Origin of the sequence: Streptomyces sp. NPDC021080, from assembly GCF_044333225.1 — a bacterium.
In the GTDB taxonomy this organism is placed as follows: Bacteria; Actinomycetota; Actinomycetes; order Streptomycetales; family Streptomycetaceae; genus Streptomyces.
The window spans coordinates 278,209-291,132 of record NZ_JBIRQM010000009.1 but is presented as its reverse complement, the minus strand read 5'-3'; the positions used below and the strand labels follow the sequence as shown (position 1 = coordinate 291,132).

Sequence of the window (12,924 nt, the reverse complement as noted above, 5' to 3'; positions counted from 1 at the left end):
GTGCCGGTGCATCAGCCCGTCGCTGTTGGGTGAGGTGTGACCGTCGGTGGCGACGGGCATCGATGTACCGGCACGGCCCCTCCCGTGCACGGCCGACTGCGGGTGATTCGTGGTGGCGGCGGTCTCAGGCGTCGGTCCCGAGGATCAGGCCCGATGTGGGAACCCCGGTTCCCGCGGTCACCAGAACACGGGAGGCGCCCGGTATCTGGTTGACGGACGTGCCCCGCAGCTGTCGTACGCCCTCCGCGATCCCGTTCATCCCGTGCAGGTACGCCTCCCCGAGCTGCCCCCCGTGCGTGTTCAGGGGCAGCCTCTCCTCGGCGACGAAGTCCGCGGCCTCCCCCGGCTTGCAGAAGCCGAACTCCTCCAGCTGCATCAGCACGAACGGTGTGAAGTGGTCGTACAGGATCCCCACGTCGATGTCCGCCGGGCCGGTCCCCGACGTCCGCCACAGCTGCCGGGCCACCACACCCATCTCCGGAAGCCCGGTCAGGTCGTCCCGGTAGAAGCTGGTCATCTGCTCCTGCGCCCGGCCCGCGCCCTGGGCGGCGGCCGTGACCACCGCCGGGGGGCGCGGCAGATCGCGGGCCCGTTCCACGGAGGTGACCACCAGCGCCTGGCCGCCGTCGGTCTCCTGGCAGCAGTCCAGCAGCCGCAGCGGCTCCACGATCCACCGCGAGGCCGCGTGCTCGGCGAGCGTGATCGGTCGGCCGTGGAAGTAGGCGGCCGGGTTCGTCGCCGCGTACTTCCGGTCCACCACCGCGACATGGCCGAACGCCTCGGGCGTCAGTCCGTGGGTGTGCAGATACCGCCGGGCCGCCATCGCCACCCAGGAGGCAGGGGTGAGCAGCCCGAACGGCAGGGCCCAGCCCAGCGCCGCGCCCTCCGCCGACGGCTCCCGCCGCTGTACGCCCGAGCCGAACCTGCGGCCCGACCGCTCGTTGAACGCCCGGTAGCAGACCACGACCTCGGCCACGCCGGTGGCGACGGCGAGGGCCGCCTGCTGGACGGTCGCGCACGCCGCCCCGCCGCCGTAGTGGACGCGCGAGAAGAACGACAGTTCCCCCATCCCGGCCGCCTGCGCGACGGTGATCTCCGGGCTGGTGTCCATCGTGAACGTCACCAGCCCGTCCACGTCACCGGGCGTCAGCCCGGCGTCGTCGAGTGCGGCCCGCACCGCCTCCACCGCGAGCCGCAGCTCACTGCGCCCCGAGTTCTTGGAGAACTCGGTGGCCCCGATGCCGACGATCGCCGCCCGCCCGCCGAGCCCGTCCCGCCCGCGCACGCTCATGCGGCACCGCCCTCGGACGGGGTGTCGGCGGACGGAGGGTTGGCGGACGGAGGGTTGGCGGACGGAGGGCCGGGGGGAACGACGGCCGCCGATTCCGGGGCCGGGACCGTCACCGTCACCGTGCCCGTCACGTGCCGGCCTATGCCGTTGGCGCCGAGGATGCGCACCGTCGCCGTGTCGCCGTCGACCTCCTCCACGGAGCCGGTCAACACCATGGTGTCTCCAGGATGGTTGGGGGCTCCCAGTCGTATCGCCACCCTGCGCAGCACGGCGGCCGGACCGAAGTGGTCGGTCACGTACCGTCCGACCAGACCGTTGGTCGTCAGGATGTTCATGAAGATGTCCGGTGATCCCTTCGCCCGCGCCAGGTCCGTGTCGTGGTGCACGTCCTGGTAGTCCCGTGACGCGATCGCCCCGGCCACGATCAGCGTGCGGGTGATCTCGATCTCCAGTGGTGGCAGCGCCTCGCCCGCCTTCATGTCCCCGCCTCCCCGTTCGCGATCAATTCCCCGAGCTCCTGCAGCAGTTCGCCTCCGCAGCCCAGATACGCGTCCAGCTGGCGGCCCCACAGGAAGTGCCGGTGCACGGGGTGTGCGAGGTCGGCGCCCGCCCCGCCGTGCAGGTGCTGGCCGGTGTGCACCACACGCTGACCGGCCTCGGACGCCCACCAGGCCGCCGTCAGGGCGTGCGCCGCGTACGGCAGCCCCGCGTCGCGCCGCCACGCCGCCTCGTACGCCGTCACCCGTATCGCCTCGGTGTCCATGTACGCGTCGGCGGCGCGCAGTTGGACGCCCTGTCGGACCGCGAGCGGCTGCCCGAACTGTTCGCGCGTGTTCGTGTGCTCCACCGCCCGTGCCAGCGACCCCGCGCACACCCCGGCCTGGAGTCCGGCGAAGGCGGTACGGGCCGTCGCCAGCATGTCGTCGTACGCCCCCGCGGCGCCCACCGCCTCGCCCGGAGTCCCGTCCAGCGTCAGCCGCCCCGCCGACCAGGGCGCCGTCAGCTCGACCGGCTCGCTCGCCGCCGCCTCCGCCGTGCGGACCAGCCGGAGCCGGCGCCGGTCGTCGGCGACGAGCACATGGGTGGCGTCGCGCAGCCACGGTACGGCGGGCAGGACACCGGTCAGCCTCCCGGAAGCGGACCGGACGCCCGAGTCCGCCGGCGCGCCGGTCACCACCACCGTCCCGTCGGCGATCCCCGGCAGCAGCCGCTCGCGCTGCTCCGGCGAACCGTGTGCCGTCAGCGCGAGCAGTCCGTACACGCAGCTCGCGGCGAACGGCACCTGCGCCGTCGTACGCCCCTGTTCCTCCAGCAGCAGGACGAGGCCGAGGAGCCCGGTGTCCGCGACCGCGGCCACCAGCCCCGCGGCGCACAGTTCCTTCCACAGTCCGGTGTCGCTGCCGGTCCCGGCCGCGGTGAGCCGCTCGTGGGTGGAGAGGTCGCCGAAGATCCGCGCGGCCAGCTCCGCGGCGGCCCGCTGCTCCTCGGTGGGCGTGAAGTCCATGTCAGCCCCCCTCGCCCGAGCGGGCGCCGGCCCGCTCCGCGGCGCGGAAGACCGGCAGCACCAGCCCCTCGTCGTACCGCTGGAACGCGAGCCGCACCGGCATCCCGATCCGCACCTCGTCGTACGGGACGCCCACCACGTTGCTCACGATCCGCACGCCCTCGGCGAGCTCGATCAGGGCGACGGCGTAGGGAGGGTCGAAGGCCGGGAACGGCGGATGGTGCATGACGACGTACGAGTACACGGTCCCCTCGCCGCCCGACGCGACGGTGTCCCAGTCCGGGCAGCCGCACGCGCCGCACCCCGGCAGCCACGGGAACCTCAGCGCCCCGCAGTCCGTGCAGCGCTGGATCAGCAGCCGGTGCCGCTCGACCCCCTCCCAGAACCCCGCGTTGTCCCGGTTGATCACCGGACGCGGACGCCCGCTCCCCGCCCCGGCGTTCTCGGTCCGCGCGGTGCCCGACGAGCCCCGGGGCACCTCGGCGGTCTTCGGACTCCGGTGCGCCGGGGCGTACTTGAGGATGCGGAACCGGTGCGTCCCGGCGAGTTCGCCGCCCGCCCGGATGTCCATCCGCGTGGTGACGAAGTACCCGGTGCCGAGCTTGGTCGTCTTGCGCCCGGACACGGACTCGATCATCGAGTCGAAGGTGATCTCGTCACCGGGGCGCAGCGGACGCAGGTACTCCTGTTCGCAGTCGGTGGCGACCACCGAGGTGTATCCGGCACCGTCGAGCAGGGCGAACAGCTCGTCGTAGGTCCCGGAGCGGCCGGGGCGGCCGTCGTGCCCGGAGAGACCGCTCATCGTCCACGCCTGGAGCATGGTGGGCGGGGCCACCGCGTCCGGCCCCCGGTACGCCGGGTTGGTGTCGCCCATGGCCTCGCACCAGTGCCGGATCATCGGCGCGTTGACCGGGTCCCTGCCGACACCCCCGGCGGTGGCCGGGCGCCCCTCGTACTCCTTCAGACGCTCCGCCAGACCGTCCCCGTCGCCCACCGTGCCGTCGGTCACGGACGCGCCCCCGACCGCTCCGCCGGGCACGGTCCCACCCCGCACCGCAGCGCCTGGAACGGCACGCCCCCCGGGCACGGCGCCGTCATCCGCCCCGGGACCCGCGCTCCCTCCCCGGCCGTTCACCGCCGCCCCCTCCTCATGCCGAGCCGCATCGTCGCGACGATCTCCCGTTGCACCTCGCTCACCCCGCCCCCGAACGTGTTGATCTGCGCCGCCCTGTTCATCCGCTCCAGTTCGCCGCCCGCGAAAGCCCCCGGCGAACCGGAGCGGACCAGCGCCTCCGGTCCCACGACGTGCTGGCACATCCGGTACACCGCGACCGCGGACTCGGTTCCCGTGAACTTCACGCCGCTCGCGTCCCCCGGTGCCGGTCCGCCGGCCCCCACGTCCCCCACCAGACGCCAGCTGAGCAGGCGGGACGCCGCCAGCCGGGCGTGCACCTCGGCGAGCCGGGAACGCACCCACGGCTCGTCCGCCCGGCACCGCCCGGTCACCGGATCAGGTGTACGGGCCGCCTCCAGGGCGGCCGTGTAGAAGTCCTCGGCCTGCATGCCGATCGCGGCGAGGGCCACCCGCTCGTGGTTGAGCTGGCTGGTGACGAGCCCCCAGCCGGCGTTCTCCTCGCCGACCAGGTTCGAGGCCGGGACGTGGATACCGTCGTAGTAGGTCGCCGTGGTGATCTGACCGCCCACGGTCTCGACCGGGGTCCACGAGAAGCCGGGGGCCCCGGTGGGGACGAGCAGGATCGAGATGCCCCGGTGCCTGGGCGCGTCCGGGTCGGTCCGGCAGGCGAGCCAGATCCAGTCGGCGTTCTGGGCGTTGGACGTGAAGATCTTCTGCCCGTCGATCCGCCAGAGCGCTCCCCCGGCGCCGGTCTCCCGGACGGCGCGGGTGCGCAGAGAGGCCAGGTCCGTGCCGGCCGACGGCTCCGAGTACCCGATGGCGAAGACGAGTTCGCCCTTCAGGATGCGCGGCAGGAAGTACTCCTTCTGCTCCTCGCTGCCGTACTTCATGAGGGTCGGTCCGACGGTGTTCAGCGTGACCATCGAGACGGGAGCGCCGGCCCGGTAGGCCTCGTCGAAGAAGACGAACTGCTCGTCCGCCCCGCGCCCCTGTCCGCCGTACGCGACCGGCCAGCCGAGGCCGAGCAGTCCGTCGGCGCCGATGCGGCGCAGCAGCGCCCGCTGCCGGGCGGAGTCGGCGGCGGGCGGCGGCCCGTCCGGCATCAGCTCCCGGAAGTACGTGCGCAGTTCGGCGCGCAGCCGCTGCTGGCGCTCGGTGGGGGCGAGGTGCACGGCGGCGGCCCTCCCGGACCTCGTACGAACAAGGTTTTCTGACTGTCCGTCAGATACTGTGCCCTGTCAAGGTCATGGACACCGCCCCGCACACCGTCCCGTACACCTCCCCGCGCCGCCCCGGGTCGCCCGCGCGCCGCCGGGCCGGGCGCTCCCGCGGCGCCCCGGGAACACGTCTGCGCGACGGCACCGAAGCACCGTCGCGCAGACGTCGTGAAGCCCCCGCCCCCGGAGCCCCCCGCCCCGGATCACCACCCCGCCCGGAAACCCCCCGGCCGGCAGGAGTCCGCCGGCCCCCGGCTCACCAGAGCCTGGCGAAGTTGACGAAGACGTTCGAGTCGCCCTGGTCGAGGACCGTGAACGCGGAGCCGTTCACCTGGGCGGTGTTGCTCCGGTTCGACGCTCCGGTGCCGACCGCCTGTTGTTGGGTGGTGGAGGAGTTGCCGCTGTTGTCGCGGCCGACCCCGCTGCCGCCGGCGGTCGCCACTCCCGCGTTCGATCCGGTGTCCGCGATGGAGCCGTTGTCGGCCGCCGCGACCCCGGAGAGGAGGGCGGCGGTCAGGGGCAGGGCCGCGACGGCGGCGAGGACGCGGGCGGTACGGACGCTTGCCATGTGAGTTCCTCCAGAACCGGGCGCACGCGCCGGCGATGAACCGGGATGCACGCGAAATACGGTTTGTTTACGGCTTGTTCCGGGGCGGCCGGCCGACCGCCTCGGCGTTGTCCACGACGTCGCGAGTCCAGAGTTGCCCACCGCGCCCCCGGCGAACCGCACCGGAAGACGCAATTCCCCCTCAAGCGTGAGGACATGTCGATAAACCACCTTCATGCACACAAAGCCCCTGCTCAGACCCTCGGCGACCGCTCGACCCGCGCACCGCAACAGCGGAAGCGTTCCGGCACGTTTCCGACCGGTCCCGCTTCTCACCCGCCCGGCCCCTCCACACAGACGGGGAACCCTTCCCTTTTTCGAACACCCGTACGATTATGGGGACATGGCCACCATCGACCGGCGGGCCACCACACTGGCCCTGGCGCACGCCCTGTCCGCAGCGGAGCGCGGACTCGCGGTGATCCCGCTGTCCCGCACGAAGCTCCCGGCCCTGCGATCCCCCCACCGCGACGACCCCGACCCCCGGCCGTGCCACGGCGAATGCGGCCGCTTCGGGCACGGCGTGTACGACGCCTCGACCGAGCCCCGGCGCATCCGCGAGCTCTTCGCCGCCGCCCCCTGGGCCACCGGCTACGGCATCGCCTGCGGGCTGCACCCGCACCACCTCATCGGCGTCGACCTCGACACCAAGTCCGACACCGACTCCTCGGCCGCTCTGCGCGAACTGGCCCTGCGCCACCTCTTCACGATCCCGGACACGGTCGTCGTCCTGACCCCCAGCGGCGGCCGCCATCTGTGGCTGAGCGGGCCGCCGGACGTCGTCGTCCCCAACTCGGCGAGCCGGCTCGCCCCCGGCATCGACATCCGCGGCGCCGGCGGCTACCTCGTCGGCCCCGGCTCACGCACCGAACACGGCGTGTACGGGACGGCCCCCGGCACCTCCCGGCTCGCCCCCGCGCCCTGCCCGCCCGAACTCCTGCGGCTGCTCCTGCCTCCGCCCCCGGCCCGTGCCCGTCACCCCGCGCCCTCCGCGAGCGAACGCCAAGGGCAGGGACTGGTCCAGTTCGTCCTCGCCGCCCACGAGGGCCAGCGCAACACCCGCCTCTTCTGGGCCGCCTGCCGCGCCTACGAGAACGGCATCGGCCCCCGGCTGATCACCCCGCTCGTCCAGGCCGCCGTCCGCACGGGCCTGACCGAACGAGAGGCCCGCTCGACGATCGCCTCCGCGGCACGGATGACGCCCCCTTCGGACCGGCGGCACTGAGACGACGCCGTCGCCCGCGCCGCCGGGCGGCGGGCGGACCGGGGCGACGGGCGATGACGGGCCGACGGGACGATGCACACGTACGGGGTGACGACCAGTGAAGTTTCATCACACGTACGGGTGAGCGTCAGGACCTGACGACCGGGTATGGAGCCACCTGCCCATGGCCGCGCGGAAGCCCGTCCCGGTGACGGCCCGAGCGGCGAAAGCACCCGGTGACAAAGGCGTTTCCGGAAAGAGCAGCGACACGGAACGTGTTTCCGGCCCTCATGAATCGGCGGTATGTGCGTGTCTACGCCGAACCAAACGTCTTGATTGTTCAGAATGTGGCCAACCGCCCCATTTGAAACTTTGAAGTTTCGTTGCCAAGGAGCGTGGCATGCAGGTTCGCAGGTGGCTCCCGGGCCAACCCACCCATATCGGTCGGCACGACTGGCCGGACGAGGGCGACGACAGGACACACCTGCGGTTGCGGGCCGGCTCCACCGTGGTACTGGACCGGCAGGCCTGGCGGGTCCTGGAGATCAACGACTACCCGGGCGACTGGTGGCCGGAGTCCTACGAGAAGGCATGGGGCGAGCACCTGGAGCTGTGGTGGCACGCCAACGAACTGCGGCGGACCAACGGCCAGGCGGTCAAACCGGCCCCCGAGCGCGCCGAGTTCTACAAGCGCCCGGTGATCCTGGTCCTGCGCAGCGAGAACCTGCCCCGGTCCGCGCCGAAGCACTGGTGCGCTCCCGCCAGCCACGACTGGCAGATCCTCCCGGAGCACTACGCCGTCTGCCACGCCTGCGGCGAGCTGCCGCCCTGCCGCCACGGGGAGTACCGCTGGGAGAGCGGTCCCCGCCACCCGGAGCAGAACGGCGGCATCCCGCTCATGGTGCCGGAGGGCTGCTGCATGGGGTGCGCCGAGCAGATCAAGCCCCGGGGACGGACCGTGCACTTCCCGGGTCCGAACCTCTGGTACCCGGACCTGGGGGAGAACACCGCCGTCTTCCACACCCGCGCCGCCTGTGCCGACCAGGTCGACTGCTACCGCATGCAGTGGCAGGCCCAGTACAGCCCCCGCGCCTCCACGCACTCCGCCACCCTGGCGTTCCCGGGTTTCGAACACCTCCTGCTGCCCCGGACGCGCCGCGCGCCGGACCTGCCCCCGCACGTCCAGCAGATCCCCCAGGGTCCCTACGTCGTACCGTCCCCACCGGCTCCGCCGTCCCGGCCCGAAGAGGAGACACACACCTTCCCGGTCAGCGGCTCCGGAACCTTCCATCTCCCGTTCGCCAGGTACCAGGGGGAACCGGAGACCGGCAACGGGCCGGCCTGCCCGCCGGCACCCGCCGTTCCCGAGCCGACGGTCCGGCCGTCCGCGGCTTCCGGCGCGCCCCCGGCGAACCCGGTCGCGCCGGTCCGGTCCGTCCTCCCAGCCGAGGTGCCCGCGCCCGCCGCCGCTCCCTCGCCCCCTCCCGCCGAGAGCGCCGGGGCAGCCCTCCAGGCGGCGCAGGAACTGGGCCTGTCACTGGCGGAACGCCCGGCCTTCCACAACGCGGAACAGGCGGCCCGGGTGATCGAGGAACTCACCGCCGCGGTCCGGAACATCGCGCTCTGCCTGAACAACCCGGCGGCCCGCGAGCACTCCTGACCCGTCCCGGTCACCGGGCCGGATCGACGGGGGGGCAGGCCCCATGCGGATGGGGTGCCCCTGTGAGAGAGACACCCCATCCGTCCGGTACGGCCATGCACTGCGGTGGGTGTGGGATTTGAACCCACGGTGACTCGCGCCACGACGGTTTTCAAGACCGTTCCCTTAGGCCGCTCGGGCAACCCACCCCGCTCCGCCCGGCCGGGTGGAGCGGGTACAGCGTACCCGGCTCCGAGCCGGTCGCGGGGGCACGGTCCGCACCGGGTCCACCAGCACCGATCCGGCTCCCCGGCGGGCCCTGCCGGGTCCCGTCGGCGCCCGTGCGTCAACGCTCCGAACGGGATCGGCCCACGTACACGAAAAGCCGCTTTGGTGAATACTTCCGCGCGCTCGCGCTCACTCGTTTGCCGCACATCTGGATGCGGGGGAGCCGCGTTAGCGGAACATGGCGAAAGCAAGATCTCTCGCTCCGGCCGTGTCCGGAGCGACGACGACGGGTCCGCTCCCGGCACGTGCGGTGCCGGCCGGGCGGCCTGGCCGCAAGCCCGCCACCGTGTACACATCGTCCGCCGCCCGCGGCACTTCGCGCCAGGACGGCGCGCGCACCGAACCGTGGGGAGCGAAGTCGCCGCCGGGCGATCTCCTCACGGCGCTGGACACGTTTCAAGAGGAAATGGATCAGCGGTGGAACGGCCGGGAACGCTCCGGCCGCCACGGCGCTCACGTGACCGGGACGAATTTCCGTGAATGACGAATACCCGAATCTCTCCTTCGCCCGGTACGGACAGCATCCCGGACCCCCTGCCGGGACGGAGCCCGGCCAGTACGGCGGTCCCGTGGCCGACCTGCACGAACAGGGCTGGGACCCGGTCGAGGAACTCACCTACCTCCTGCAGGACGCCGCGGCGGCGGAGCAGGACGTCACCGTGCCGCCCCCGCGCAGCGAGCCGGTGTACACCGAGGAGTACGCCGAGGAGTACGCCGCGGAGTACGCCCCGGAGTACACCGAGGAGTACGCCCCGGAGTACACCGGGGAGTTCGCCGGTGACCCGATGGACAACCTGGTTCGGATCACCGCCGAACTGCCGCCCCTCCGGCGCTCCCCGGCCGGGCACCGCAAGGTACGGGTCCGCAATCCCCGCAACTGGGTGCAGACCGTCAGCTTCGTGATCGCCGCGGTCGCCGCCGCCACCGTGTCGATGGTGAGCGTCTTCAGCGGCATGGTGGCCTACTCACCGCTGCAGCGCATCGCGTCCAACGCGCAGAGCGGCACGGGACCTTGGTGGCCCCTGCTGGTCTACGGCCCCTGGATGGTGGCCTCGCTCTCCATCCTGAGAGCCGCCCTGCACCAGCGCCGGGCCGTGCACTCCTGGTACGTCGTGCTGCTGTTCTCCTCGGTCGCCATGATGTTCTGTGTGGCCGATGCCCATCAGACGATCACCGGTGTCGCCACCGCCGTCGTGCCCGCCCTCGCGTCGCTGACCTGCTTTCAGCAGTTAATCCGTCAGATCACGCTGACCCGGCCGCCGCGCCAGACCGTGTCCCGCCATCGGCAGCGTCCCGGTCCCCCGCCGTCCCCGGAGCGCGCCGAAGGCAAGAAGAAGAGCCCGGCGGCCGCGAAGAAGCCGCGCTCCTGACCCGTCGATCCGTCCGGGCGGGCCGCCCCGGGACAGGACCGGCGGCATGCGGAAGGGGTGCCTCTCCATGAGAGGCACCCCTTCCGCGTGTGATCGAGGGATCAGTTGTCGCCCTCGCGGGAGCCGAGGGTGACGTCGGTCGTGTGGGTCTTGCCGTCGCGCGTGTAGGTGAGCTTGACGGTGTCGCCGGGCTTGTGGGTCCAGATCGCGCCGATGAGGGTCGGGCCGCTGTCGACCGTCATGTCGTCGAGCCTGGTGATCACGTCGCCGGGCTTGAGGCCCGCCTTGGCGGCGGGACCGCCAGCTTCGACGGACGAGGAGCCGCTCGCGCCCTGCTCGGTGATCTTCGCGCCGCCCGTGCCCTCCTCCAGGGAGACCGACGCGCCGATCTTCGCGTACACCGGCTTGCCCGTCTGGATCAGCTGCTGGGCCACGTACTTGGCCTGGTTGATCGGGATGGCGAAGCCGAGGCCGATCGAGCCGGACTGGCCGGAGCCGCCGAGACCGCCGCTGCTGGACGACTGGATCGCCGAGTTGATGCCGATCACCGCGCCCGAGGCGTCGAGCAGGGGACCGCCCGAGTTGCCCGGGTTGATCGAGGCGTCCGTCTGCAGGGCGCTCATGTACGAGGACTTGCTGCTGGCGCTGCCGTCGCTGGAGGCGACCGGACGGTTCTTCGCGCTGATGATGCCCGTGGTCACCGTGTTGGAGAGACCGAAGGGCGCGCCGATCGCGATCGTGGAGTCACCGACGGCCACCTTGTCGGAGTCGCCGAGGACGAGCGGCTTGAGGTCCGAGGGCGCGTTCTTCAGCTTGATGACCGCGACGTCGTACCCCTGCGCGTGGCCGACCACCTCGGCGTCGTACTTCTTGCCGCTCGGGAAGGTGGCGGTGAGCTTGCCGCCGTCGACCGCGTCCGCCACCACGTGGTTGTTGGTGAGGATGTGGCCCTGCTTGTCGAAGACGAAACCGGTGCCGGTGCCGCCCTCGCCGTTGGTGCTCTGGGCCTCGATGGTGACGGTGCTCGGCAGCGCGGTGGCGGCCACGTTCGCGACCGTGCCGGAGGCGCGCTTGACCTCGCCGCTGGTGCTCGGGGCGGAGACCGTCGTCGAGTCGGTGGAGTTGTCGTCGTTCTTGGCCAGCGAGTAGCCGATGCCGCCGCCGACACCGCCGGCGACCAGGGCGGCCACCAGAACCGCGGCGACCAGGCCGCCGCGGCCGTTCTTGGGCTTCGGCGCGGGCTGCTGGTAGGCGGAGCCCCAGCCGCCGTGCCCCGAGCCGCCGCCGTCGGCGTACGAAGGGGTGGGGGGCGGCGGCGGAGGCCAGCCCGCCTCGGGCGCGGAGCCCTGCGCCGGGGCCTGTGCGTAGGGGTCGGTGCCCTGCCCGGCTCCGTTCGACGCGTACGCCGGCATGCCCGCGGGCGCCGACTCGTGCTCCGGTGCGCCGGGGGTGCCGGGCACCGCGGGGATCGGAGCGGTCGGCGCCTCCCCCACGTGCGGGGCGCCCTGCGCGGAAGCAGCGGGAGTTTCCACCGGCACGGGGGGTGCGGACGGGGCCGGGGGTACTGCGTTGCCCTCGTTCTCGGTGCTCACAGCTCTTCTCCTCGATCCACGGCTGTTGTTCTCGGTCGCACTCGGTCACGCCCACTCACACTTGTCGATGGCCCGGCGCGATTCAGCTGTGCATGTGCTTTTGTACGCCGTCAGCTTTTCCCACGAGGCGTCAGGGCACCATAAGCGGCGGCTGTGCGTCCGGGGCCATCCTTTATAACGGACTTTTATTACTAAAAGGAATGTTCTGCGACATATCTCACCTCACACTCGCCTCGCGACGGTGGCACCATGACGCGGTGACCCTCGCACGACAGCACCCGATTCAGGTCGTCGCCCACCGCGGAGCCTCCGAGGAGGCTCCCGAGCACACGCTGGCCGCGTACAGGAAGGCGATCGAGGACGGTGCGGACGCCCTCGAGTGCGATGTACGACTGACCGCCGACGGCCATCTCGTCTGTGTCCACGACCGCCGCGTGAACCGGACGTCCAACGGCCGCGGAGCCGTCTCCGCCCTGGAACTCGCCGAACTCGCCGCGCTGGACTTCGGCTCGTGGAAGAACCGCGACGAGTCGCCCGACTGGGAACACGCTCCCGGGAGCCTCGCGGACACCTCCGTCCTCACTCTGGAGAAACTGCTCGAACTCGTCGCCGACGCCGGACGCCGGGTGGAGCTGGCCATCGAGACCAAGCACCCGACCCGCTGGGCGGGCCAGGTCGAGGAACGGCTGCTGCACCTGCTGAAGCGTTTCGGCCTGGACGCCCCCGCCTCGGCCGACGAGTCCCCGGTGCGCGTCATGAGCTTCTCGGCGCGCTCGCTGCACCGCGTCCGGGCCGCGTCCCCGACCTTGCCGACGGTCTATCTGCTCCAGTTCGTCTCCCCCCGGCTGCGGGACGGACGGCTGCCCGCCGGTGTCCGGATCGCAGGCCCCTCGATGCGGATCGTCCGCAGTCACCCGGCCTACATCGAGCGGCTGAAACGCGCCGGTCACCAGGTGCACGTCTGGACCGTGAACGAGCCCGAGGACGTCGATCTCTGCGTTGAGCTGGGCGTCGACGCCATCATCACCAACCGCCCGCGCGCGGTACTGCGCCAACTGGGCCGCTGACCTGGCTCCG

Annotated in this window: 11 protein-coding genes and 1 tRNA gene; 4 read left to right on the top strand and 8 right to left on the bottom strand. The window is 72.1% G+C overall.

Annotated elements, in window-relative coordinates:
* Positions 1 to 124 precede the first annotated feature (124 nt).
* The 6 genes from ACH4S8_RS23855 to ACH4S8_RS23830 form a co-directional block, all read right to left on the bottom strand.
* The gene (locus tag ACH4S8_RS23855) at positions 125 to 1,291 is read right to left on the bottom strand and encodes a lipid-transfer protein (protein ID WP_398397187.1); all 1,167 of its coding nucleotides are present in this window, start codon (positions 1,289 to 1,291) and stop codon (positions 125 to 127) included.
* Positions 1,288 to 1,770: a MaoC family dehydratase gene (locus ACH4S8_RS23850; protein WP_398397185.1), complete on the bottom strand. Its 483-nt coding sequence runs from the start codon at positions 1,768 to 1,770 to the stop codon at positions 1,288 to 1,290. The genes ACH4S8_RS23855 and ACH4S8_RS23850 overlap by 4 nt, the downstream gene beginning before the upstream one ends.
* Positions 1,767 to 2,795, bottom strand: a complete 1,029-nt coding sequence (locus ACH4S8_RS23845) for an acyl-CoA dehydrogenase family protein (RefSeq protein WP_398397183.1) — start codon at positions 2,793 to 2,795, stop codon at positions 1,767 to 1,769. Before ACH4S8_RS23845 ends, ACH4S8_RS23850 begins: the two co-directional genes overlap by 4 nt.
* A gap of 1 nt (position 2,796) precedes the next feature.
* Positions 2,797 to 3,804 (bottom strand): bifunctional MaoC family dehydratase N-terminal/OB-fold nucleic acid binding domain-containing protein, encoded by a 1,008-nt coding sequence (locus ACH4S8_RS23840; protein ID WP_398397181.1) that lies wholly within the window; start codon positions 3,802 to 3,804, stop codon positions 2,797 to 2,799.
* Between the two features lie 122 nt (positions 3,805 to 3,926).
* Positions 3,927 to 5,102 carry an acyl-CoA dehydrogenase family protein gene (locus ACH4S8_RS23835; protein ID WP_398397178.1) on the bottom strand — a complete coding sequence of 392 codons (1,176 nt, stop codon included), beginning with the start codon at positions 5,100 to 5,102 and terminating at the stop codon, positions 3,927 to 3,929.
* Between the two features lie 301 nt (positions 5,103 to 5,403).
* Positions 5,404 to 5,715: a hypothetical protein gene (locus ACH4S8_RS23830; protein ID WP_398397176.1), complete on the bottom strand. Its 312-nt coding sequence runs from the start codon at positions 5,713 to 5,715 to the stop codon at positions 5,404 to 5,406.
* Between the two features lie 382 nt (positions 5,716 to 6,097).
* Between ACH4S8_RS23830 and ACH4S8_RS23825 the strand changes: the two genes are divergently transcribed.
* The gene (locus ACH4S8_RS23825; RefSeq protein WP_398397173.1) at positions 6,098 to 6,979 is read left to right on the top strand and encodes a bifunctional DNA primase/polymerase; all 882 of its coding nucleotides are present in this window, start codon (positions 6,098 to 6,100) and stop codon (positions 6,977 to 6,979) included.
* Positions 6,980 to 7,358: 379 nt separating this feature from the next.
* Complete coding sequence (locus ACH4S8_RS23820) at positions 7,359 to 8,618, top strand: hypothetical protein (protein WP_398397171.1); 1,260 nt, start codon at positions 7,359 to 7,361, stop codon at positions 8,616 to 8,618.
* A 103-nt stretch (positions 8,619 to 8,721) separates the two neighbouring features.
* Here ACH4S8_RS23820 and ACH4S8_RS23815 read toward each other — a convergent pair.
* Positions 8,722 to 8,806 (bottom strand) — tRNA-Ser (locus ACH4S8_RS23815).
* Positions 8,807 to 9,361: 555 nt separating this feature from the next.
* Between ACH4S8_RS23815 and ACH4S8_RS23810 the strand changes: the two genes are divergently transcribed.
* Entirely contained in the window at positions 9,362 to 10,255 is an 894-nt protein-coding gene (locus ACH4S8_RS23810) for a DUF2637 domain-containing protein (protein WP_398397169.1), read from the top strand.
* A gap of 101 nt (positions 10,256 to 10,356) precedes the next feature.
* Here the strand turns inward: ACH4S8_RS23810 and ACH4S8_RS23805 are convergent, their stop codons facing one another.
* The gene (locus ACH4S8_RS23805; protein ID WP_398397166.1) at positions 10,357 to 11,847 is read right to left on the bottom strand and encodes a S1C family serine protease; all 1,491 of its coding nucleotides are present in this window, start codon (positions 11,845 to 11,847) and stop codon (positions 10,357 to 10,359) included.
* A 257-nt stretch (positions 11,848 to 12,104) separates the two neighbouring features.
* Here ACH4S8_RS23805 and ACH4S8_RS23800 point away from each other — a divergent pair, with 257 nt between their 5' ends.
* Entirely contained in the window at positions 12,105 to 12,914 is an 810-nt protein-coding gene (locus tag ACH4S8_RS23800) for a glycerophosphodiester phosphodiesterase (RefSeq protein WP_398397164.1), read from the top strand.
* The last annotated feature ends 10 nt before the right edge of the window (positions 12,915 to 12,924 follow it).

Bases quoted from the DNA above. Each gene is read 5' to 3' on its own strand.
- ACH4S8_RS23850 (WP_398397185.1), bottom strand. From the start codon at position 1,770: ATGAAGGCGGGCGAGGCGCTGCCACCACTGGAGATCGAGATCACCCGC.
- ACH4S8_RS23830 (WP_398397176.1), bottom strand. From the start codon at position 5,715: ATGGCAAGCGTCCGTACCGCCCGCGTCCTCGCCGCCGTCGCGGCCCTG.
- ACH4S8_RS23855 (WP_398397187.1), bottom strand. From the start codon at position 1,291: ATGAGCGTGCGCGGGCGGGACGGGCTCGGCGGGCGGGCGGCGATCGTC.
- ACH4S8_RS23825 (WP_398397173.1), top strand. From the start codon at position 6,098: ATGGCCACCATCGACCGGCGGGCCACCACACTGGCCCTGGCGCACGCC.
- ACH4S8_RS23820 (WP_398397171.1), top strand. From the start codon at position 7,359: ATGCAGGTTCGCAGGTGGCTCCCGGGCCAACCCACCCATATCGGTCGG.
- ACH4S8_RS23845 (WP_398397183.1), bottom strand. From the start codon at position 2,795: ATGGACTTCACGCCCACCGAGGAGCAGCGGGCCGCCGCGGAGCTGGCC.